This window comes from Streptococcus loxodontisalivarius (genome assembly GCF_016908645.1).
Lineage (GTDB): Bacteria > Bacillota > Bacilli > Lactobacillales > Streptococcaceae > Streptococcus > Streptococcus loxodontisalivarius.
Window position 1 is genome coordinate 28221 of record NZ_JAFBEH010000013.1, and the last position, 20077, is coordinate 48297.

Sequence of the window (20077 nt, forward strand, 5' to 3'; positions counted from 1 at the left end):
AGTGAGTGGATTGAGAAAGGAATAGGACTAGGCAAGGAGTTGAAGATAGAACTGGCGTTCATCAAAACACCTTAACAACGTCCTAACCTTTATTCAATTCACTATAAGACACTATTTTGAGTCCAAACGTCTCACACTTTCTCTTTCTTTCAAATCAAAAGGCACAATAATTTTTTCTGCCTTAGCTTCACGGTTCTTGATTTTCTCAAGAAGGCGTTGCAGACTAGTTCTTCCCAGAGTATCGATATTGATATCAAAGCTGGTCAGATAAGGATGGACAATACGGGAATAAGTCGAGTTATTAAAGGATACGATTGAAATATCGTGGGGGACATTCAAGCCATAGAAGGATAGGAACTGCATAAATCGCACAGCTATCATATCATCAATTACAACCACTGCAGTAATCTGATTGGATCTGATTGACTCGATTAGATGATCCAAGGTTTCTGGCTGGTGTCGATCAAAATGCCCACTGTCAAAGATAGGAAGGTCAAGGCTGCTTGTTCCACGAACATAACCGAAATAGCGCTCTAGATAGACTTCACTCTGCTTGTCATCAGTAACAAAGAGGATGTTACGATGCCCCTTGTTATGCAGATAATCAACGGCAGTTCTTGCCATGAGCTGATTGTCATTGTCAATGAAGGTTACTTCATTCATAAGCTCTTCAGCCTGTCCAACGATAACAAAAGGGATAGCATTATCTCTCAAATACTGGCTAACAGGGTCACCTTTTTCAGAATAGAGAATGATAAAACCATCTACCAGCTTCTGCTTATACATGAGGGCAACCTGATTGTAAAGATCATCTAGCGATGAACCTGTTGCAATTGAGACCGTCAAATCGTGCTGTCTAGCTTCGTCATTGACGGCTGCCAAAATTTCCATAAAGAAGGGCTGGCTGATGCGATCGGGTGTCGTCATCGGTGGCAGAACGAGACCAACTGCCTTGGTCAGACCACTAGCTAAACGCGCAGCGGTGACATTGGGAACATAGCCCAAGTCCTCCATTGCCTTTCTGACTTTTTCTTTTGTCTTTTCTGATATACTTGAACTGTTTTTTAGGGTTCGACTGACTGTAGAGGCATTAACTCCTGCTCTAGCAGCAACATCTTTAATTGTAACCACTACTGTCACCTCATTTCTTTCTCATTTATCATAACTTAGATTTTACAATAGATTGGGAAAGCTCGCAAGAAATTGGGAGAATAATTTTATTTTTCAAATTTTGTGCAAAAAGACCTTGACAATTTTTGCAAACGATTGCATAATATGAGTGTAAAGTTTTTATATCTGCTTAGGAGGTTACTATTATGAAAAAATGGCAGAAAATGATCGCAACTGTAGCTGGTGTTACACTAGCAGGAGCATTCCTCGTTGGAGCAAATGCTCAAAAGGTTGAGGCTGCATCAAGCAAGACCACTATTAAATTGTGGGTGCCAACTGGAGCTAAAGCGTCATATCAAGAAGTCGTTAAAGAATTCGAAAAAGAAAACTCAGGATACAAGGTTAAAATCGTCGAATCAAATGACTCAAAAGCTCAGGAAAACGTTAAGAAAGACCCAAGCAAGGCTGCTGATGTCTTCTCTCTTCCTCACGATCAACTCGGTCAATTGGTAGAATCAGGTGTTATTCAAGAAATCCCTGACACATACACTAAAGAAATCAAAGCCAATGACACTGACCAAGCCATTGCAGGTGCTCAATACAAAGGTAAAACTTATGCCTTCCCATTCGGTATTGAGTCTCAAGTACTCTTCTATAACAAATCAAAATTGTCTGCAGAAGATGTAGCAAGCTATGAAACAATCACAAGCAAAGCAACATTCGGTGCAACATTTAAACAAATGAATGCCTACGCAACTGCACCACTCTTCATGTCAGTTGGTGACACACTCTTTGGAGCTGACGGTGAAACTGTTGACGGTACAAACTGGGGTAACGAAGCTGGTGTATCAGTTCTTCAATGGATCTCAGACCAAAAATCAAACAAAGGTTTCGTCAACTTGACTTCAGAAAACGTTATGTCTAAATTTGGTGACGGATCTGTTGCAGCTATCGAATCAGGTCCTTGGGACTTCGCAGCTGCTCAAAAAGCAATCGGTGCTGAAAACCTCGGTGTTGCTGCTTACCCAACTGTAACTATCGGTGGTAAAACAGTTCAACAAAAAGCCTTCCTCGGTGTTAAACTCTATGCCGTTAACCAAGCACCTGCTGGTTCAGATACAAAACGTATCGCTGCTAGCTACAAACTTGCTGCTAAATTGACAAGCGCTGAAAGCCAAAAGAACCAGTTCACTTATGAAGGACGTAACATCGTTCCTGCAAACAAAGAAGTTCAAGCATCATCAGAAGTTCAATCTGACGCATTGGCACAAGCAGTTATCAAGATGGCTTCATCTTCAGACTACACAGTCGTAACACCTAAACTTAGCCAAATGACTACATTCTGGACTGAAAGTGCTGCTCTTCTTAGCGATACTTACAATGGTAAAATCACTGCTGATCAATACCTATCTAAATTGCAACAATTTGACGAAGATTTAGCTGACGCTAAATAAGGACTGTTTTTAAGGGTAGGACATCTCAAAAGTCCTACTCTTTTCTTTTTTAGTTACTATTTCCTTTGGAAATTATTATTAAAGTTTCCAAGAGTGAAAATTTTAGTAGTGATTTTCAAACAATAGACGTCTTAAAGGAGGATCTTATGAATCAAAATTATGACACAGTTCCGGTCCTAGAAGCCTTCAAAAAAGGTGGACCTGACATTAAACTCTCTTTTCTGATTATGGGATTTGCTAACTTCTGTAACAAGCAAATCATCAAGGGAACACTCTTTCTCCTGTCAGAAATTCTCTTTCTTATCGCCTTTGTCAGCCAGGTTATCCCATCTCTGCAAGGCCTTATTACCCTTGGAACTGAGAGCCAAGGCATGACAACCAAGACCATCGATGGTATCAAGATGCAGGTAGCAACTGAAGGAGACAACTCAATGCTTCTTCTTATCTTTGGGCTTGCTTCTGTTATCTTCTGTCTGGTCTTTGCTTACATTTATTGGTGTAACCTTAAGAGTGCCCGTAACCTTTACGTCATCAAAAAAGAAGGTCTCAAAGTTCCTAGCTTTAAAGAGGACTTCCAAACATTGACAAACGGTCGTTTCCACATGACCCTCATGTCAATTCCAATGCTTGGTATCCTGCTCTTTACCATTCTACCTTTGATTTATATGGTCTGCTTGGCCTTTACCAACTATGACCACAACCACCTTCCTCCAAAGAGTCTCTTTGACTGGGTTGGTTTCTCAAACTTTGGTAATATCCTTAACGGCCGTATGGCTGGTACCTTCTTCCCTGTCCTTTCTTGGACTCTTATCTGGGCTGTCTTTGCCACAGTAACCAACTTCTTCTTCGGTATCGTCCTTGCCTTGATTATCAATACCAAAGGACTTCGTTTTAAGAAAGTTTGGCGTACGATTTTCGTTATCACAATCGCTGTGCCTCAGTTCATTTCTCTCTTGATCATGAGAAACTTGCTCAACGATGCTGGTCCTGTCAATGCCCTGCTTGAAAAAATCGGCTTGGTATCAGCAGCCCATCCTATTCCCTTCCTTTCAGATCCTATCTGGGCTAAATTCTCAATCATCTTTGTTAACATGTGGGTCGGTATTCCAGTAACCATGTTGGTCGCAACAGGTATCATCATGAACCTCCCTCAAGAACAAATCGAAGCGGCTGAGATTGACGGTGCAAGCAAATTCCAAATCTTCAAATCAATCACTTTCCCTCAAATTCTCTTGATTATGGCACCAACCCTAATCCAACAATTTATCGGAAATATCAACAACTTCAACGTTATCTACCTCCTTACTGGTGGTGGTCCTACTAACTCTGACTTCTATCAAGCTGGTAGCACAGACCTCTTGGTGACATGGCTCTACAACTTGACTGTTACAGCAGCTGACTACAACCTAGCTTCTGTTATCGGTATCTTGATCTTCGTCATCTCAGCAGTCTTCAGCTTGCTTGCCTACACTCGTACAAGTTCTTACAAGGAAGGAGCGGCTAAATAATGCAAAATAAGAAACGCTTAACACTCAGTTTTACCTATATTTTATTGATTGTCTTGTCAATCATCTGGCTCTTTCCCATCGCCTGGGTTGTCCTAACCAGCTTTCGTGGTGAAGGCACTGCCTATGTTAACTACTTTATTCCTAAAACATGGACCTTTGAAAACTACACCAAGCTCTTCACCCAGAATGTCTTTCCATTTGGACGCTGGTTTATGAATACTTTGGTCGTTGCTGTTTTCTCATGTATCATTTCAACCTTTATCACAGTTGCCATGGCTTACTCACTCAGCCGTATCAAATTCAAACACAGAAATGGTTTCTTGAAACTTGCTCTTGTTCTTAACATGTTCCCAGGTTTCATGTCAATGATTGCGGTTTACTATATCTTGAAAGCCCTCAATCTTGACCAAACACTTACTGCCCTTGTACTTGTTTACTCATCTGGTGCAGCGCTTGGTTTCTACATTGCCAAAGGTTTCTTTGATACTATTCCTTACTCACTCGATGAGTCAGCTATGATTGACGGAGCTAGCCGCTTGGACATCTTCTTCAAGATTACACTCCCACTATCAAAACCAATCATCGTTTACACAGCCCTTATGGCCTTTATCGGACCATGGATCGACTTTATCTTTGCTAAGGTTATCCTTGGTGATGCGACTCAAAAATACACTGTTGCCATCGGACTCTTCTCAATGTTGCAACAAGATACTATCAATGACTGGTTCATGTCCTTCACAGCAGGTTCAGTCCTTATCGCTATCCCAATTACCCTCCTCTTCATGTTCATGCAAAAATACTATGTTGAAGGTATCACAGGCGGATCTGTTAAATAATCTCGAAAAAGCACTTAGTTAGGAAGCAATACTATGACAACTTTAAATCTCAATCACATCTTTAAAAAATACCCAAACAGCACTCACTACTCTGTTGAAGATTTCAACTTGGACATCAAGGATAAAGAATTCATCGTCTTCGTTGGACCTTCTGGTTGCGGGAAATCAACAACTCTCCGTATGGTAGCTGGTCTTGAAGACATCACAGAAGGGCAACTTCTCATCGATGGTGAAGTGGTGAATGATAAATCACCTAAAGACCGCGACATCGCCATGGTCTTCCAGAACTATGCCCTTTACCCACACATGTCAGTTTACGAAAACATGGCTTTCGGTCTTAAATTACGCAAGTTCAAAAAAGATGAAATTGACTCACGTGTTCGTGAAGCGGCAGCTGTTCTTGGCTTGACAGAATTCCTCGAACGCAAACCAGCCGACCTCTCAGGTGGTCAGCGTCAGCGTGTTGCCATGGGCCGTGCCATCGTTCGTGACGCTAAGGTGTTCCTTATGGACGAGCCTTTGTCAAACTTGGATGCTAAGCTCCGCGTCTCAATGCGCGCTGAAATCGCAAAAATTCACCGTCGTATCGGAGCAACTACTATCTACGTTACCCACGACCAGACTGAGGCCATGACCTTGGCTGACCGTATCGTTATCATGAGTTCAACTAAGAATCCTGACGGTTCAGGAACTATTGGTCGAGTTGAACAAATCGGTACACCGCAAGAGCTCTACAATGAGCCTGCTAATAAATTCGTCGCAGGCTTTATCGGAAGCCCAGCCATGAACTTCTTTGAAGTGACAGTCGGAAAAGAATCTCTTACCAATGAAGATGGTCTTGATATCGCTCTTCCAGCTGGACAAGCTAAGACTTTAGAAGAAAAAGGCTACCTCGGTAAAAAAGTTATCTTCGGTATTCGTCCAGAAGACATTTCAAGCAAGAATATCGTTCAAGAAGCCTATCCAAATGCTAATGTAACAGCTGAAGTTGTTGTTTCAGAGCTTCTTGGAGCTGAAACCATGCTTTATGTCAAACTCGGTGAGACAGAATTTGCTTCTCGTGTTGATGCCCGTGACTTCCACAATCCAGGTGAAACTGTCAACCTCACTTTCAATGTTGCCAAAGGTCACTTCTTCGACCTTGAATCAGAAAAACGTATCTAGAAACACTCTATGGAGCTATTTATGAAACTTATTCTTCACTACTATTCCAAAAACAAGAAACAGCTAGAGCTAAAAACACAACAGGCAGAGCTGATTTGGCTAGAAGATGATGGTTTCGGAAAAAGAGGAGAGCTTACTCTTGAGGGCTCTCCTCTTTTAGAGACCATTATTGTAAGCGATGACATAACTGATTATCTTATTCCGACAACTGTCGCTGACTATCCTGAAGTTTGGCTGGTCGAGGGCGACAGCCAAGTCTATCTAGCCTATGAAGCTGCCATGACAAGTCCCTCTCATGAAAACGGTGACAGCGCAGCCTTTGACATGGCAGTAAAGCACGAGACTTTCGATAAGACTTGGGGCTTTGATGGCTGGCTGGGTTACCGCTATCAGCCTGAGGCTAGCCAGTTTAGACTTTGGGCACCGACTGCTAAGGCTGTGGAGCTTCTTCTTTTTGACAATGCTGATGCTGATAAGGCTGATCAAGTCATCCCTATGACACGTGGGCAAAAAGCTGATTTCCAAGACCACAAGCAAAATACACAGGGAGTCTGGTTTGCAGAGCTTGAGGGCGACCATGAAGACCTTGTCTTCTGCTATCATATTCATCATTTAGATGGAAGAGTGGTCGAAAGCAGAGATCCTTACAGCACCGCTGCAACTGCCGATGGTAAACGTTCTGTCCTTCTAGATGCGCAAGTTATCGTTCCTGACAATTTCCAAGTGCGTCATGGCAAAGATGCAAGCTGGCGTCTGGCAAATCCTAGTCAGGCAACTGTCTATGAAATGCACATTCGTGACTTCTCTATTGCTGAGAATTCTGGGGTTCCTGAGGAACTCTGTGGTAGCTACCTCGGAGCTTGTCAGACTGGCACGCGCAATGCTCAAGGACTCCCCACTACTTTCGACTATCTGAAAGAAAGCCCTGTCAGCTATATTCAACTCCAGCCCATCTTTGACCACCACCAAAGTTTTGATGAAAAGGGAAATCTCCTCTACAACTGGGGCTACGACCCTGAGAATTACAATGTTCCTGATGGTAGATTTTCAAGTAATCCTAAAGATCCCAAGGCTCGTATCCTAGAGCTCAAAAGTCTTATTCAAGCCTATCACGATGCTGGGATTGGTGTCATCATGGACGTTGTCTACAATCACACCTACTCTAAAACCGACTCAGCCTTCCAGCTGACAGTTCCTTATTATTACTACCGAGTAGCCGCTGACGGGGCGTTTAGCAATGGTTCAATTTGCGGCAACGAGACTGCCAGTGAAAAAGAGATGTTCCGTAAGTACATGATTGACTCAGTTCTCTACTGGGCTGAGACCTACAATATTGATGGCTTCCGATTTGACCTCATGGGCTTGCATGATATTGATACCATGCTTGCTATTCGTCAGGCTCTGGATGAGATTGATCCAAATATCATTATCTATGGAGAAGGCTGGGACATGCCTTGCGGTCTCAATCAGGAAGAAAAGAGCATCAAGGCTGTGGCTGACAAACTAGCTGGCATTGGCTTCTTCAATGATGATGCCAGAGATAATATCAAGGGTGCTGAAATCTTCGGCGAGCTCAAAAAAGGCTTTGTTTCTGACCAGCCTGTTGAAAAAGAGCTGATGAAGGCTATTGCTGGCAGCTCAGCATTTGTCCCATATCAAAAGACCAGCCAGGTCCTTAACTATGTCGAAGCTCACGACAACTACACCCTCAACGACCTGCTACTAGCTCTGCATCCCAAGGATGAGCAGGATATCCACGACCGTCGTTGCCAATTAGCTAGCGCTCTAAACATCATTTCCCAAGGAATCTGCTTTATGCAAATTGGGCAAAGTTTCAACCGTACCAAGCTAGTTGCCACAGAGGAAAACGGACGCTTGAGCGCAGAGGACCAAGAGCGAGCCATGAACAGCTACAATGCACCTGACAGTGTCAATCAGCTCGACTGGAACCTAGCTAGTCGCTATCAAGCCAGTGACGACTTCCTCAAGCAACTGATTCAAATCAAACGTCAAAGCAAGCACTTCTCACTAGAAGACTATCAGGAGATCACACAGGCAATCACAGTCAACCAAGCCCAGAACGGATCAGGACTTATCAGTTACGATATTGCACTCGATAAAACCTACCGTATCCTCATTACCAATCGTAAAAAAGACCTCCTACCACTCCTGCAAGACTGCAAGAAAAAACAGCTGCTCATCAGCAACTGCCTAGAAGAAGATTTAAAAGAAGACATTCTCACAGCCTATTCCTTGACAATTTTTGAGGTGGAGTAAATAATGTAAAAAACACATAGTATCGCTAATCTACGCCTACTATGTGTTTTTCTACTTTCTTACACCAATTCTATCCTATCAAAAATATCTTCCTTAGGTTCAATTCCCAAGTCAGGTCCAAAAGTGTCATTCAAAGCCTGTTCAAAAGGACTTGTTGCAGGAGCACTAGCTGTGCTTACTGCATTAGTTGTTGCTGACCAACTTTCTGATGCTCCTGAATTAGCATCTACATCAGCTTCTCCGACTACTGGTGCTGACTCTTGTACTACTGGTATTTCTTTCATACCATTGATAACTGCAAGGAATTTTAAGAAGTTTGTCAAGCAGGTTTCTAAAAACTTAGCTGTTCCTTCATCTTTCAAGAATCCTTTTTCATCAAAAGCCTCCTTACAATTACCTAGAAGAAACTCATTTCCTGGCAAAACCATGGCATTAACACCAGGAGCATCCAAGATTTGACGAAGATGGAGCTGGGCACGAGATGATCCTTGTTGATAGTAAGAAGCGCCTACTATCATAACTGGTTTGCCATCAAAGGGATGAACATTGAAGGATAGCCACTCTAAGCAACTCTTAAGAACTGCTGAAATAGTATGATTATGTTCTGGTGTCGCAATAATAACAGCATCCGCTGCTTCAATTTTACGAACCATATTCTGAATCTGAGGTGTATCTGTCTGATCATCACTTTGATTGAACAAAGGTAGCCCTGCAATTTCCAAAATTTCCAAATCAAATAGGTGACTAAAACGATAACCAATATATTGCAATAAGAGACGATTATGTGAAAAGGGTGCCTGAGACCCAACAATACCAATAATTTTCATATGATTTTCCTTTTCTAATGATACAAAGGGCGTTAAGAAAGGCGTTTGAAAATATGCGGTAAGTCCGAAATCTTTGATTTCGAAGACGCACCCACGTCAGGGCGACTAGGTACTTTAGTACCAGACGCCTACGACGCTATCGGCAGAAAATCCTGATTTTCTAGCCAGCTCATCTTTTTCACTAGCCTTTCAGCCCGTGTTCAAATACGATGATACAAAGGGACAATTCCAGTCTCGCTGAAAAATTACGAGCTTAGACGATTGATCTAAACCTTATCCCAAGAGAAGTCTGAGACTGCTTGTTTGTGCTGAGCATGGGTTGCTGTCAACTGACTAGTGATTGCTACAAAACGTAGGAAATCTTCAAATAAGGCATCCAGCTCTGCTATTTTTTCAGCATCTTTCAAATCACCTGCTTCATCAAATGCTTGTAAGGAATGTGATAAATGATATTCTGAACTTGGCATAATATAGGCGCGTAACTCAGGAGCATCTAAAATCTGACGCAACTGTGCCTGTGCTCGTGAAGAACCCAAGGTTCCATAAGAGGCTCCTGTAATCATAACAGGTTTATCCACAAGAGGATGGCTCCCCACAGAAAACCACTCCAAGGCATTCATCAGAGCTGCTGGAATAGCGTGATCGTACTCAGGCGTTGAGATAATAAGTCCATCAGCTTCCGCAATCTTAGCCTCAATCGAAACAACAATCTCTGGCAAATTACCCATAATGCCTTTATTGAAGAAAGGAATATCCTTAATTTCAACCACCTCAATATCAGCCTTGTCTGAAAAATGACGACTCATATAATGAAGTAACTGGCGGTTAGTTGATTGGTCAGAATTGGTTCCAACCAGTGCAATCAATTTAGTCATAAGTGAATCCTTCTATGAGATGGACGACAAAATCGAATTCCTGTAGAAGACTAATTTGGAGTCTCATCCTCATCTCTCTAATCATCTTTTCCACAAGTTTTATCTTGTGAACTTATTAACATTATAACTCAGAAAAAGATCAATAAATCAAAAAAGTCATATCTAAAAACATGACTTTTTCTATCTTTCTAAAGAAGTTTGGTGTGTTCTTGACGATATTCTCTTGGAGTCATTCCCACCTGAGCCTTAAAATTACGGTGAAAATTCGAAACAGCCTTATAACCCAGTTCCTGACTGATTTCTTCCAAACCTTTAGTCGTCATACTAAGCTGCTCCTTAGCAATCTCCAACTTAATGTGGGTCTTTAATTCATTAAAGGTCGTTCCATAAAGGTTTTGACAGAGACGGGAAAAATAATTAGGTTGATATGCAAAATGTGCTGCCGCTTCTTTAAGTGAAATATCATAGATATGCTCCCGAACATATTTCATGATGACACCTGCTTGGGTATCCCTAGTCGCATAGCGTACCTCACGGTCAGGAAAATTAGACTGCGTTTTTGAAATCTTTGCCTCATGCTCGCGCAGCAATTCTGTAAAGAGCAAACCAGAGACCTTCTGACTCTGAAAATGACTGTAATCATCACTTTGCTCTTCTAGTATTTCCATAGCATCCAGATAGGCATGACAAAGGCCAGCATCTAGATTTGTAAATAAAACATATGCCTGACCAGGGTTCTCAGCATTCATCAGATCATGAATAATGGCATTGTCTCCCACAGTATATTCAGTTAATTGACCAGGAATATCGAACTCCAAATCATATTGGCGAATCAAGATAGGACTCTGATCAATTGACGAAAAGGTAAATTCCTCAAAAGCTTGTCCCAGTAAGATATCAAAAGCATTCAAAGATAAGTTCCCTTGGTTAAAACGACAGGTCACTGGACTCAGTATTTCCAATAGATAGAGATGTTTCTGATGATGGCTTTGCTTTTTCAGGCTTAATTGACAGCCATAGGTCACACAATTACTGATTTTTTGAAACATGGACGCCTCCTAAAAGTTATTTTTCGTCACTTTATAAGATACTTAGAGCGCTTTTATTTGTGAAAGAATTCACCTATAATTATAGCATAAATATTTTAAGTGAGGAATTTCACATGGTAAAAGAATACACTGTTGATGTTGTCGTTGCAGGTGCTGGAGGTGCTGGTCTATCTGCTGCTCATGCCGCCGCTCAAAATGGATTAAAGGTTTTAGTTTTGGAAAAACTTCCTCAAGTCGGTGGTAATACAAAAATCTCATCTGGTTTCTTCGCTGTAGGAACTGACGAACAAAAGGCTCTTGGCTATAATCTAAGCACACAAGAAGCTATTAATGAACTTCAAAAACACAATCACTATCTTTCAAATGGTGCTCTGCTTAAAAATGTGATCGAACATGCCAAAGAAACTCTAGAAGAAATTAAAAGTCTAGGTATGGAAATTCAGCTTAATCCTATTGAAAATACCACTCAATTTGCCCATAGAGATAATAAGTACCAAGGTGGTTCTTATCACATGTACATGGATAAAAATCGTACTTTCCCAGCCGTTCAAAAGTCTATTGAATCCGAAGGCGCTGAATTTATCTTCGGAGTAACCATGACAGAATTACTTCAAGATAATGACGGTCGTGTCACTGGACTTAAAGCAACTGATGCTGACGGTCAAGAATTGATTGTCCATGCCAAAGCATCTATCATCACAACAGGGGGATTTGGAGCTGATAAACGCCGTGTTGCTAAAGTCATGCGCACCATTAATCTACGTTCTCTTGGAGTTCCAAACATGGGTGAAGGTCTCTCAGCTATGGAAAAAGCTGGTGGTGTCAATATTGATGGCTCTGCTCTTATCCACGCAGCCCAGATGGCAGAATCTGTGGTTAGCCAAGAAACCAAAGGTAAACAGCTAGCTGGCTTCAATAACTCACCTTTGACTCAACTCCTCTTGTCACCACTACTCTGGGTAGATCCAAATGGCGCCCGCTTTACCAATGAAGATGTGGTCTATGACACTGTTCAATGGTCAAATGCAGCCTACGGTATCGGATCAAAATACTTCTATATTGTTGACAAGACTACTCTTGACAGTTACAGCCAAGGTGCCAAACTAGTCATTTCAAAATCTGGACCAGGTGCCTCAGATGCCAAGGGTGATTTTGTCGCTCTAGCTGACGAAGCTGTTCAACAAGGCATCTGCTTCAAAGGCGATAGCATCGAAGAACTAGCTCAAAATGCTGGATTTGATGTATCTGCTTTTCAGGAAACTATTTCTGAATACAACCAAGCTATTGCTAATCAAGATGATACACGTTTCAGCAAGTCACAAGCTTCACTTCAATATAGTGTCCAAGAAGGTCCTTACTATGCCTTCATTGGCCAAGTTGTCTATCTTGGAACAGTCGGTGGTGTTCGAGTTGACAAGGACTTACGTGTCCTAGATGTCCACATGAAAGCTATCCCAGGTCTCTATACTGGTGGTGCCAATGCTGGTGGTTATTATGCACCTCGTAACTACCCAGCCTATGAAGGACTAGCTTCTGGATTCTCTTGGACATCTGGACGACTTGCTGGTCTAGCTGCCGTTTCTGATATTATGAAAAATGCTTAAATAGACTTAGGAGATTTATATGTCACAAAAAACTGTCAATGCCTCTTCATGGCTCTTTAAAGCTTCACTGCTGTCGCTATCATTGTTAGCTCAGACTGCACCATCAATCTCAATTGCAAATACACAGTTGGCTCAGCAATTTCCAAATGTCTCACAATCAAGTATCGAATTAATCTCTACCTTACCAAACTTCAGTGTCTTGATTTTGATTCTTTTTGCAGAGGCAATCGGAAATAAATTTGGTATCAAGCGTACTATCCTTTTTGGACTAGGTCTTTATACTATCGGTGGTGTTCTTCCTGCTCTTGTTTCAAGTTTTCCTGTTATCATCGCAGCACGTCTCTTGATGGGCCTAGGTATCGGTCTCTTCAATCCCTACTCAGTTAGCCTCATGTATCGTTTTTATGAAGGACAACAACTAAAAGGAATGCTAGGTTTTCAAAATACAGCTCAAAACCTAGGTAATGCTGCCTTTGGTTTCCTACTATCAGCCTTGATTATTAGCGGTTGGCGGACAGCCTTCACTGGATTCTTTGTTGGACTGATTCCACTGATTCTTATCTGGCTCTTTGTTACTATACCTGATGATAAGGGTGAAATGGCGGAGCAGGCACCTGCGAAAGCAAGCTTTAAAGAAGCTGTCAATGGACATATTTTACTACTAGCTCTGCTTTTTCTCATTACCTTTGCCATGTTCCTCATGATGACCATTAAAATGGCAGTTCTTGGTCAAGAGACAGGACTCTTCTCACCATCAGCTGCCTCTTCTATCCTAGCTCTCCTAGGTCTAGCCTCTATGGTTGCTGCCCTTCTCTATGCTCCTGTATCAAAACTTATCGGTAACTTTATCTTGCCAGTATCATTTACTGGTATCGCAGCTGGATTCTTTATCGTTGCCAATGCCAATTCAGTCGCAACTGTGACGACTGGTGTGGTTATTGCAGGAATTTTCTTTGGATGGGTCTTCCCACAAGCCTTCCTAAGAGTTGCGCAAGTTGGTCCTAAAAATGGTGGTACCTTGACAACTTCTGTCATCCTAATGGGAATCAACCTAGGTGCTGCCTTTGCCGCTCCTATGGTCAATGCTGTCGCAGGTCTCTTCGGTATGTCAAGTGTAACAGGTGTCCTCAGCCTTGTCGGTATCGGATTTACAGTCCTTGCTATTATCGAATACATCTACAACTTCTTTGATCGTAAACCTAAGAACTAAGCATTGAGTTACCAGCACTGAGTCACTTTGATTCAGTGTTTTTCTCAAATAAATTACTTAACCAGTTAATTTCTTCTTGACCTTTCACTCAAAAGTGGTATGATAGATATAGTTAACTGGTTAATTATTTTACAAACATAGATTAAAGGAGATGGCAATGGCAAAAAAATCAAAGATTGCTCGCTATGAAAGACAGTTAAAATTAATTGAACAATATGCAGACCTACGCCGTGAACTTAAGGCAAAAGGAGATTACGAAGCACTCCGCAAACTTCCTAGAGATTCTAATCCCAATCGTCTCAAAAATCGCGACCGCATCGACGGAAGACCTCATGCCTACATGAGAAAATTCGGCGTCAGCCGTATCAATTTCAGAGACCTAGCCCACAAAGGACAGCTCCCTGGCGTCAAAAAAGCCAGCTGGTAATAGTAATAGAGAAAGAAGTTTTTATCACACAAAAGAGGTTGGAATCTTCCAACCTCTTTTAGTCTAAACGGTAAAGATAGTTCCTATTATCAACTTCCAAAAATGGAAAATCTTCAGGCAAATCCTCTTTTTCAACAAGTTTAAAACCTATTGTTTGGTAAAATCGCTGAGCAGCCTGAAAACGGTCTACCGTCCCAAGATAGACAGACTCGATACCTGTTTGTCGACAATAATCTAATAATTTATCTATTAGAGCTCTACCAACTCCTAGCTGACGATAGTCGGCTGCAACAAACATCTTCTTTAAGGCTGCCGAAGAATTCTTCAGACTCAGCAAGCCAATACAACCTATGATCTGATTAACATCATTTTTAGCAACCCAGAATTGACCACCAGTCTTTTGATAAGTAGCTTCCAAATCTTGTAAATCAGTCTGCTCACCATCAGCAATCACGATACCAAACTCTTGGCGCTGAATGTGTAACACCAAATCAGCCACTTCCTGATTATCAGATTTATCAAAAATTTCAATTCTCATAGGCTTACAAAATTTGTTTCAAGTCAGCAATATCCTGATCAGTCGTTGACCATGAGGTCGCTAGGCGAACAATTGTGTGCTGGTCATCGTATTTTTCCCAAAAGCTGTAAGCTAACTTCTGACCAAGCTCTTCAAGCTGGCTATTTTCCACAATGATAAACTGCTGATTGGTTGGTGATTCGTAGTAGAAACGGTAACCCTTCTCTTTCAAAATCGCCTTGAGTTCCTCAGCTTGAGCAACAGCCTTACGACCGATTTCAACATAGAGATTATCTGTGAAGAAACGACTGAACTGAAGACCAAAAATTCTTCCCTTAGCCACAAGTGCACCATGCTGTTTCACGATTGGTGTGAAGTGCTTAGGCATATTATTCTTGGTGAAGACGATAGCCTCACCGATAAGAGCACCTAGCTTAGTTCCACCGATATAAAAGACATGGCAGAGCTCTGCAATTGTCTCCAAAGTAAGATCAGTCTCCTTAGAGCCCAAGGCATAACCGAGGCGTGCGCCATCCATAAAGAGGGGAATCTGATACTGGTCACAAATCTGAGAAATAGCCTCTAGCTCAGCCTTGGTGTAAAGGGCACCATACTCGGTAGGATGTGAGATGTAGACCATGCCAGGAAAGACCATGTGCTCGTGGTTACCATCATTATAAAAATCAGTCAGATAAGCCGCAATCTGGTCTGCTGAAATCTTACCATTCTCATGAGGAAGCGTCAGTACCTTATGCCCTGAAAACTCAATAGCACCAGCTTCATGAGTGGAGATATGCCCAGTCTCCGCAGCAATAACTCCCTCATAAGACGCCAACATACTGTTGATAACGACCTGATTGGTCTGAGTTCCACCTGTCAAAAATTGAACCTGAGCCTGTGGACAATTAGTAGCTTGACGAATCTTATCAACAGCTTCCTGTGTATAAGTGTCCATGCCATAGCCAGCAAGATTTTCTTCATTAGTCTCAACCAAGACCTTCAAAAGCTCTGGATGAACACCTTCGTTATAATCATTTTCAAAATGTAACATGACCTTACCTCGTTTCTTAACTTGTATCTAGTATAACTCATTTTAATTGCAAATGCAATAAAAATATGCTAGAATTTTGATTAAGAAAGATAAAGGAGTCAGTTATGTTCACCATCATTCGCACCATCGGAGGCATCACGCGCACTATCCAAGCCGATTCCAACAAGAATTTCAAGGAGCTTGGGCTTAACAACAACCTCTTCATCTACATCATCCGCGTCTGTGAACAGCCTGGTATGTTTTTGGGACAATTAGCTGACGCTATCCAGATTGATCGTAGCACTAGCTTTCGCACCGTCAAAAAACTGGTCCAGCAGGGCTATTTACAAGTGGAAAATGATAAAGACAATCAAAAAATCAAGCGTGTCTATCCCACACAAAAAGCCAGAGACATCTATCCCCAGCTTCACCAATACGAAAAAGACCAGTCAGACAAGCTCCTAGACAAGCTAAGCTCAGAAGAAAAAGAAGCCCTAGCAGAGCTTCTCCTTAAAATCGCACCATACTAAATCCCCCACAGCTTGGCTGGAGGAAGTCCACAGACTATTCTATCTAGAATGGAGACTTTATGTTAGCAATTTACTTTATTATATTCGGATTCCTGCTTCTTCTAATAAATTTTGGGAACTATATACTAGTTTACACCAACCACAATATATAGTATTTGCGTGAATATCAAAAAAGGCGACTTCCAAGAGGAAATCAGCTTTTTTACTCGTTGATAATATTTTGAGTCGCAGTTATAATTTTATCCTTATATCTTACAACATCTTCAATAGACACTTTTTTGATAGCTTGTATATATTGGCTCATATATTCAAAATCAATATTCCCATGGACATCAACAGGTAATTCTACTAGTATTTCTGAAATAACATCCAAAGCGAATGATTGCTGCCCCCAAACAAAATTCGCAAATGATTTTTTCATTGAACTGATAATGTATAGAGCTATATTTTCAGTCAAAGTACCGTAAGCTTTATTTAATTTGAATACTTGTATTTTATCTCCTGTAAAATAGGCATTTGGCTGATAATACATGGTAGCAGTATCTTGTCCAAAAGAGATGGTATCTTTAGGGTTGAGATATTGTTCATCAAAGTTTATATAACCTCGAATACCATTCTTACTTTCCCCTCTTGCTACATAGGGAAATCGACCATCAAAAGTGATACTATTGGCATTTATCTTCTTTTTGGTTGGAACAATGTCAAACAATCCTTTTTCGTTCACTTCAATCAATTTACCACGCATAACATAAGTCGAAGCTAATTTGAAGGACTTAAATTTTGGCTTGTAATCTAATAAAGTGTGTTCTTCATCTGTCAAATGGTAGTCATTTAAGCTAGTTGCTATCAAATAGGCTTCCAGCTCTTGGACGCATTCAGCTTCCAGCTCTTTTATAAAATTTTCCATAAACTGCCAGTCAATCTCAGATTGTAAATAATTGTTTTTGTCCGTATGTGATATTAAAGGTAGCTTTATTATTCCTTGCTTAATCACTGATTGTTTAGGAGTTGTATAACCGTTAAATCCAGATTTGGAAAGCCAATTGTTTAATAATGCAACAATAAACAATCCTGTTCTTCTAGTTAATTTTCGGTTGCTCAATCTTACGATGTTTTGACTGGTATAATACTGGCTATCTCGATATTGAGCAACTATTGTTCCAACTTGTGAGATAGTAATAGTATTGCTTGGATTCGGTGGAAAATTAAAGTCTGAGGACTTCACTAGCCCTTGAACACCGTAATTAATTTCGGTACGACCAATAAATTCAGAATCTCCAAGTGGAGTAAAGTTCACATTTTTAGCATCTGTTGAAGTTGTTCCTATCAAAGTAAATATGCTTCCAATGGTAAAATCTCCATATTTCCTATCTTTTAACATTTTTCAGCCACCCTTCTTACTTCATAAGTTGAGTAACTTGCCAAGATAAAAAATCGCCAACAGACTTCTTAAAATCCTCTAACTGTGGAATACGTTCAATTTTTGCATGCTGATTAAACGTCCAATCATTTCCATTTAAAGTAATCCTATCTCTGATAACTTTCCCATTTTCTACCGTATAGTAAGATGTATCAGGTAGATTTCCTAAAACGATGTCCACAACTTCTTGATACCTTGCTTTAGCATTATCAGTATCACGTAGATTGACGGCTTGGCTAGATTTTTTGCGATTTTGACGAGTATAGCCATCTTCAGAAAAATCAATAAAAGTTACTGCCTGTTTTTCATTATGTGGTTCATTTACCTTGAATACATAAATAGCTGTTTGTACACTTGCTTTTCCACCAAATAAATCGTTTGGCATGTGAATTGATGCAATTAAGGAACTTTTCTCTAAGATACGTTTTGTATATGGTAGTCCTTGGCTTGAGCCAGCATTTTCTTGTATTAAAACTGCTCCATAACCCCTCTCCATTTTTGAAAAGGCTTCTTCAACAAAATTAAATCCTTTACCAGATGCAGAGTATGGCGGATTCAACAAGAAGACATTAGCTGGGAAACTCTCTCTATGGTATAACTCATGAGAGTTTCCGTTTTTCATATTACTAGAGCCATCTCCCATCAAAATCATATTAAGAATAGCTAAAATATAGATATTCCCGAGAAGTTCAATTCCTAGTAACTGTTGTTCTTTGATGTGCGAAATCTTATTAGATAATTTTTCCTTATCTTGAATTTTGGAACGTGCATCTTTTAGCATGGCATCCATTGCCGATACTAAGAATCCACCTGAACCCATCGCAGTATCCCAAACATAGGAATCCATGTCAGTACGTGTCAACTTGACCATCAATTCTGTAACATACCGTGGTGTTAAGACAACATCATTTGACACATCATTTTCAATAGACACCCAGTCGTTGAGGGAATTTAGGATTTTTCCTGTGAAATCAAGTTGTAAATCTGATTCTAGTAATGGAATGATAGTATTATAAACATCAGTGAAAATTTGTTTAATTAAGGATTCTCCATTATGAGGTTTCCAAAGAACTTGTTTTGTAAAGATTGGTCTCAGCAAATCTTCAATCATTGTTATTTTATGAGAATCTGCTTTACGTTTTTTCAAAAATGTTTTGATTCTACGTATAATTGTCTGACCGTCATTCTCTACTTTATCGTCATTTCCTTCAAGGGCTTTTGGGGTTAATCGGCTAACTCCACTTGTCTGTAAACCTGCCATGATAAGACCAGAAAAGACATATAATTTCTCATTGGTGGTTAGAGCATTTTTTAAAGATGCGTTTTCATAAATCTCTTGGTGTATTTTCTTGACTGCTTTTTCAAGTTCATCTTCCGTCCTATGAGTTAGAACTTCTAATTCCTCTTCGGATAGAGTTAGTCTATCTAAAATATCAAAGAATTTTTCTAAATTGGAATCTTTCAACAAATCCCATGATTTATCCAAATCAGCAATATGCTTAGGTTGGAGTTTGTTCAACTTTGATAGATAGTAGGCTTTTTGTTCAGGATTTTTTACTTTGTTATCTTCATCAAGTTCAGTTCCGTTAATCCCTATAAAAATAATCTCATCATGAATTGAAAACTCACTCTCTAATATATTTTTTGCATAATGGTAGGCTCCATTTACTGCGAACTGGACAATAGCAGTTGTGTTAGGGTCGCCTTTTTTATGTGGATTTCTAACACCTTCTTTTGAATCAGATGCCCATGGTACAATTTGAACTATGTTCCCATCTTTATCAAGTTTTTCCAGCTTATTCTTAGAACCCTTTGCTTCAATAATAACTGGAATTTGCCGATTTAATGTCTTAGAATTAAGCATTATCATAATATCAGGGTAATTACTGCCTGTTCCACCAGATTTGGAAGGAGCTGAGGTCAAAGCATCAGAAATGCTTTTACTCATCAAATTTGCTTGAGTTTTACCATAGTATGTAATACCTAAGTTATCAAGATTTGTTTTATAAAATTCTTCTACTTTTTCTTCGATAGACTTAGGCATTGTACACCTCTATTCTACCAAAACAAAAAACTTCTCCACAAAAACGTGAAAAAGTCTGTTTTAGGGGTTGACAAAAAACACGTCCGATTACATAATCAGCGTGAGCTGTGAGCTGTGAGCTGTGAGCTGTGAGCTGTGAGCTGTGAGCTGTGAGCTGTGAGCTGTGAGCTGTGAGCTGTGAGCTGTGAGCTGTGA

The 20077-nt window shown here is 40.5% G+C and carries 16 protein-coding genes and 1 pseudogene; 9 read left to right on the top strand and 8 right to left on the bottom strand.

Annotation, left to right across the window (positions count from 1 at the left end; genetic code table 11):
• Positions 1 to 111 precede the first annotated feature (111 nt).
• On the bottom strand, positions 112 to 1131 hold the full coding sequence (locus JOC28_RS04100) for a substrate-binding domain-containing protein (RefSeq protein WP_205009369.1): 1020 nt from the start codon (positions 1129 to 1131) through the stop codon (positions 112 to 114).
• A 185-nt stretch (positions 1132 to 1316) separates the two neighbouring features.
• Between JOC28_RS04100 and JOC28_RS04105 the strand changes: the two genes are divergently transcribed.
• The 5 genes from JOC28_RS04105 to pulA all read left to right on the top strand — a co-directional run bounded on the left by JOC28_RS04105 (position 1317) and on the right by pulA (position 8349).
• The gene (locus JOC28_RS04105) at positions 1317 to 2564 is read left to right on the top strand and encodes an extracellular solute-binding protein (RefSeq protein ID WP_205009370.1); all 1248 of its coding nucleotides are present in this window, start codon (positions 1317 to 1319) and stop codon (positions 2562 to 2564) included.
• Positions 2565 to 2710: 146 nt separating this feature from the next.
• Positions 2711 to 4072: a carbohydrate ABC transporter permease gene (locus tag JOC28_RS04110; RefSeq protein WP_205009371.1), complete on the top strand. Its 1362-nt coding sequence runs from the start codon at positions 2711 to 2713 to the stop codon at positions 4070 to 4072.
• Positions 4072 to 4908, top strand: coding sequence for a sugar ABC transporter permease (locus JOC28_RS04115; RefSeq protein WP_205009372.1), 837 nt, complete (start codon positions 4072 to 4074; stop codon positions 4906 to 4908). Before JOC28_RS04110 ends, JOC28_RS04115 begins: the two co-directional genes overlap by 1 nt.
• A 33-nt stretch (positions 4909 to 4941) precedes the next feature.
• On the top strand, positions 4942 to 6072 hold the full coding sequence (locus tag JOC28_RS04120) for an ABC transporter ATP-binding protein (RefSeq protein WP_205009373.1): 1131 nt from the start codon (positions 4942 to 4944) through the stop codon (positions 6070 to 6072).
• 21 nt (positions 6073 to 6093) lie between these two features.
• On the top strand, positions 6094 to 8349 hold the full coding sequence (gene pulA, locus JOC28_RS04125; protein ID WP_205009374.1) for a type I pullulanase: 2256 nt from the start codon (positions 6094 to 6096) through the stop codon (positions 8347 to 8349).
• Between the two features lie 319 nt (positions 8350 to 8668).
• Here the strand turns inward: pulA and JOC28_RS04130 are convergent.
• From JOC28_RS04130 to JOC28_RS04140, 3 genes and pseudogenes are all read right to left on the bottom strand, one after another.
• Positions 8669 to 9176, bottom strand: a pseudogene (locus JOC28_RS04130) (NADPH-dependent FMN reductase); the annotation flags it as partial.
• A 266-nt stretch (positions 9177 to 9442) separates the two neighbouring features.
• Positions 9443 to 10051, bottom strand: a complete 609-nt coding sequence (locus JOC28_RS04135; RefSeq protein WP_205009376.1) for an NADPH-dependent FMN reductase — start codon at positions 10049 to 10051, stop codon at positions 9443 to 9445.
• A 188-nt stretch (positions 10052 to 10239) separates the two neighbouring features.
• A complete protein-coding gene (locus tag JOC28_RS04140) occupies positions 10240 to 11100 on the bottom strand; it encodes a helix-turn-helix transcriptional regulator (protein ID WP_205009377.1) in 861 nt (286 codons plus the stop codon).
• Positions 11101 to 11192: 92 nt separating this feature from the next.
• Here JOC28_RS04140 and JOC28_RS04145 point away from each other — a divergent pair, with 92 nt between their 5' ends.
• The 3 genes from JOC28_RS04145 (at position 11193) to rpsN (ending at position 14341) form a co-directional block, all read left to right on the top strand.
• Entirely contained in the window at positions 11193 to 12704 is a 1512-nt protein-coding gene (locus JOC28_RS04145) for an FAD-dependent oxidoreductase (RefSeq protein ID WP_338058056.1), read from the top strand.
• A 19-nt stretch (positions 12705 to 12723) separates the two neighbouring features.
• A complete protein-coding gene (locus JOC28_RS04150) occupies positions 12724 to 13914 on the top strand; it encodes an MFS transporter (protein ID WP_205009379.1) in 1191 nt (396 codons plus the stop codon).
• 157 nt (positions 13915 to 14071) lie between these two features.
• Entirely contained in the window at positions 14072 to 14341 is a 270-nt protein-coding gene (gene rpsN / locus JOC28_RS04155; RefSeq protein ID WP_205009380.1) for a 30S ribosomal protein S14, read from the top strand.
• A 58-nt stretch (positions 14342 to 14399) separates the two neighbouring features.
• Here rpsN and JOC28_RS04160 read toward each other — a convergent pair whose 3' ends face one another.
• Positions 14400 to 14879: a GNAT family N-acetyltransferase gene (locus JOC28_RS04160; RefSeq protein ID WP_205009381.1), complete on the bottom strand. Its 480-nt coding sequence runs from the start codon at positions 14877 to 14879 to the stop codon at positions 14400 to 14402.
• 4 nt (positions 14880 to 14883) lie between these two features.
• Positions 14884 to 15909: a threonine aldolase family protein gene (locus tag JOC28_RS04165; RefSeq protein ID WP_205009382.1), complete on the bottom strand. Its 1026-nt coding sequence runs from the start codon at positions 15907 to 15909 to the stop codon at positions 14884 to 14886.
• Positions 15910 to 16013: 104 nt separating this feature from the next.
• Between JOC28_RS04165 and JOC28_RS04170 the strand changes: the two genes are divergently transcribed.
• Complete coding sequence (locus JOC28_RS04170; protein WP_205009383.1) at positions 16014 to 16418, top strand: MarR family winged helix-turn-helix transcriptional regulator; 405 nt, start codon at positions 16014 to 16016, stop codon at positions 16416 to 16418.
• 202 nt (positions 16419 to 16620) lie between these two features.
• Here the strand turns inward: JOC28_RS04170 and JOC28_RS10710 are convergent, their stop codons facing one another.
• Together JOC28_RS10710 and JOC28_RS04180 are read right to left on the bottom strand one after the other, a co-directional pair.
• Positions 16621 to 17799: a restriction endonuclease subunit S gene (locus JOC28_RS10710; protein ID WP_239548877.1), complete on the bottom strand. Its 1179-nt coding sequence runs from the start codon at positions 17797 to 17799 to the stop codon at positions 16621 to 16623.
• Between the two features lie 16 nt (positions 17800 to 17815).
• Positions 17816 to 19882: an HsdM family class I SAM-dependent methyltransferase gene (locus JOC28_RS04180; protein WP_205009384.1), complete on the bottom strand. Its 2067-nt coding sequence runs from the start codon at positions 19880 to 19882 to the stop codon at positions 17816 to 17818.
• Positions 19883 to 20077 lie beyond the last annotated feature (195 nt).

What these genes read in the sequence shown, in the direction of transcription:
- JOC28_RS10710 (WP_239548877.1), bottom strand. Translation starts at nt 17,799, where the DNA reads ATGTTAAAAGATAGGAAATATGGAGATTTTACCATTGGAAGCATATTT.
- JOC28_RS04115 (WP_205009372.1), top strand. Translation starts at nt 4,072, where the DNA reads ATGCAAAATAAGAAACGCTTAACACTCAGTTTTACCTATATTTTATTG.
- rpsN (WP_205009380.1), top strand. Translation starts at nt 14,072, where the DNA reads ATGGCAAAAAAATCAAAGATTGCTCGCTATGAAAGACAGTTAAAATTA.
- JOC28_RS04150 (WP_205009379.1), top strand. Translation starts at nt 12,724, where the DNA reads ATGTCACAAAAAACTGTCAATGCCTCTTCATGGCTCTTTAAAGCTTCA.
- JOC28_RS04110 (WP_205009371.1), top strand. Translation starts at nt 2,711, where the DNA reads ATGAATCAAAATTATGACACAGTTCCGGTCCTAGAAGCCTTCAAAAAA.
- JOC28_RS04160 (WP_205009381.1), bottom strand. Translation starts at nt 14,879, where the DNA reads ATGAGAATTGAAATTTTTGATAAATCTGATAATCAGGAAGTGGCTGAT.
- JOC28_RS04120 (WP_205009373.1), top strand. Translation starts at nt 4,942, where the DNA reads ATGACAACTTTAAATCTCAATCACATCTTTAAAAAATACCCAAACAGC.
- JOC28_RS04105 (WP_205009370.1), top strand. Translation starts at nt 1,317, where the DNA reads ATGAAAAAATGGCAGAAAATGATCGCAACTGTAGCTGGTGTTACACTA.
- JOC28_RS04140 (WP_205009377.1), bottom strand. Translation starts at nt 11,100, where the DNA reads ATGTTTCAAAAAATCAGTAATTGTGTGACCTATGGCTGTCAATTAAGC.
- JOC28_RS04180 (WP_205009384.1), bottom strand. Translation starts at nt 19,882, where the DNA reads ATGCCTAAGTCTATCGAAGAAAAAGTAGAAGAATTTTATAAAACAAAT.
- pulA (WP_205009374.1), top strand. Translation starts at nt 6,094, where the DNA reads ATGAAACTTATTCTTCACTACTATTCCAAAAACAAGAAACAGCTAGAG.
- JOC28_RS04135 (WP_205009376.1), bottom strand. Translation starts at nt 10,051, where the DNA reads ATGACTAAATTGATTGCACTGGTTGGAACCAATTCTGACCAATCAACT.
- JOC28_RS04165 (WP_205009382.1), bottom strand. Translation starts at nt 15,909, where the DNA reads ATGTTACATTTTGAAAATGATTATAACGAAGGTGTTCATCCAGAGCTT.
- JOC28_RS04170 (WP_205009383.1), top strand. Translation starts at nt 16,014, where the DNA reads ATGTTCACCATCATTCGCACCATCGGAGGCATCACGCGCACTATCCAA.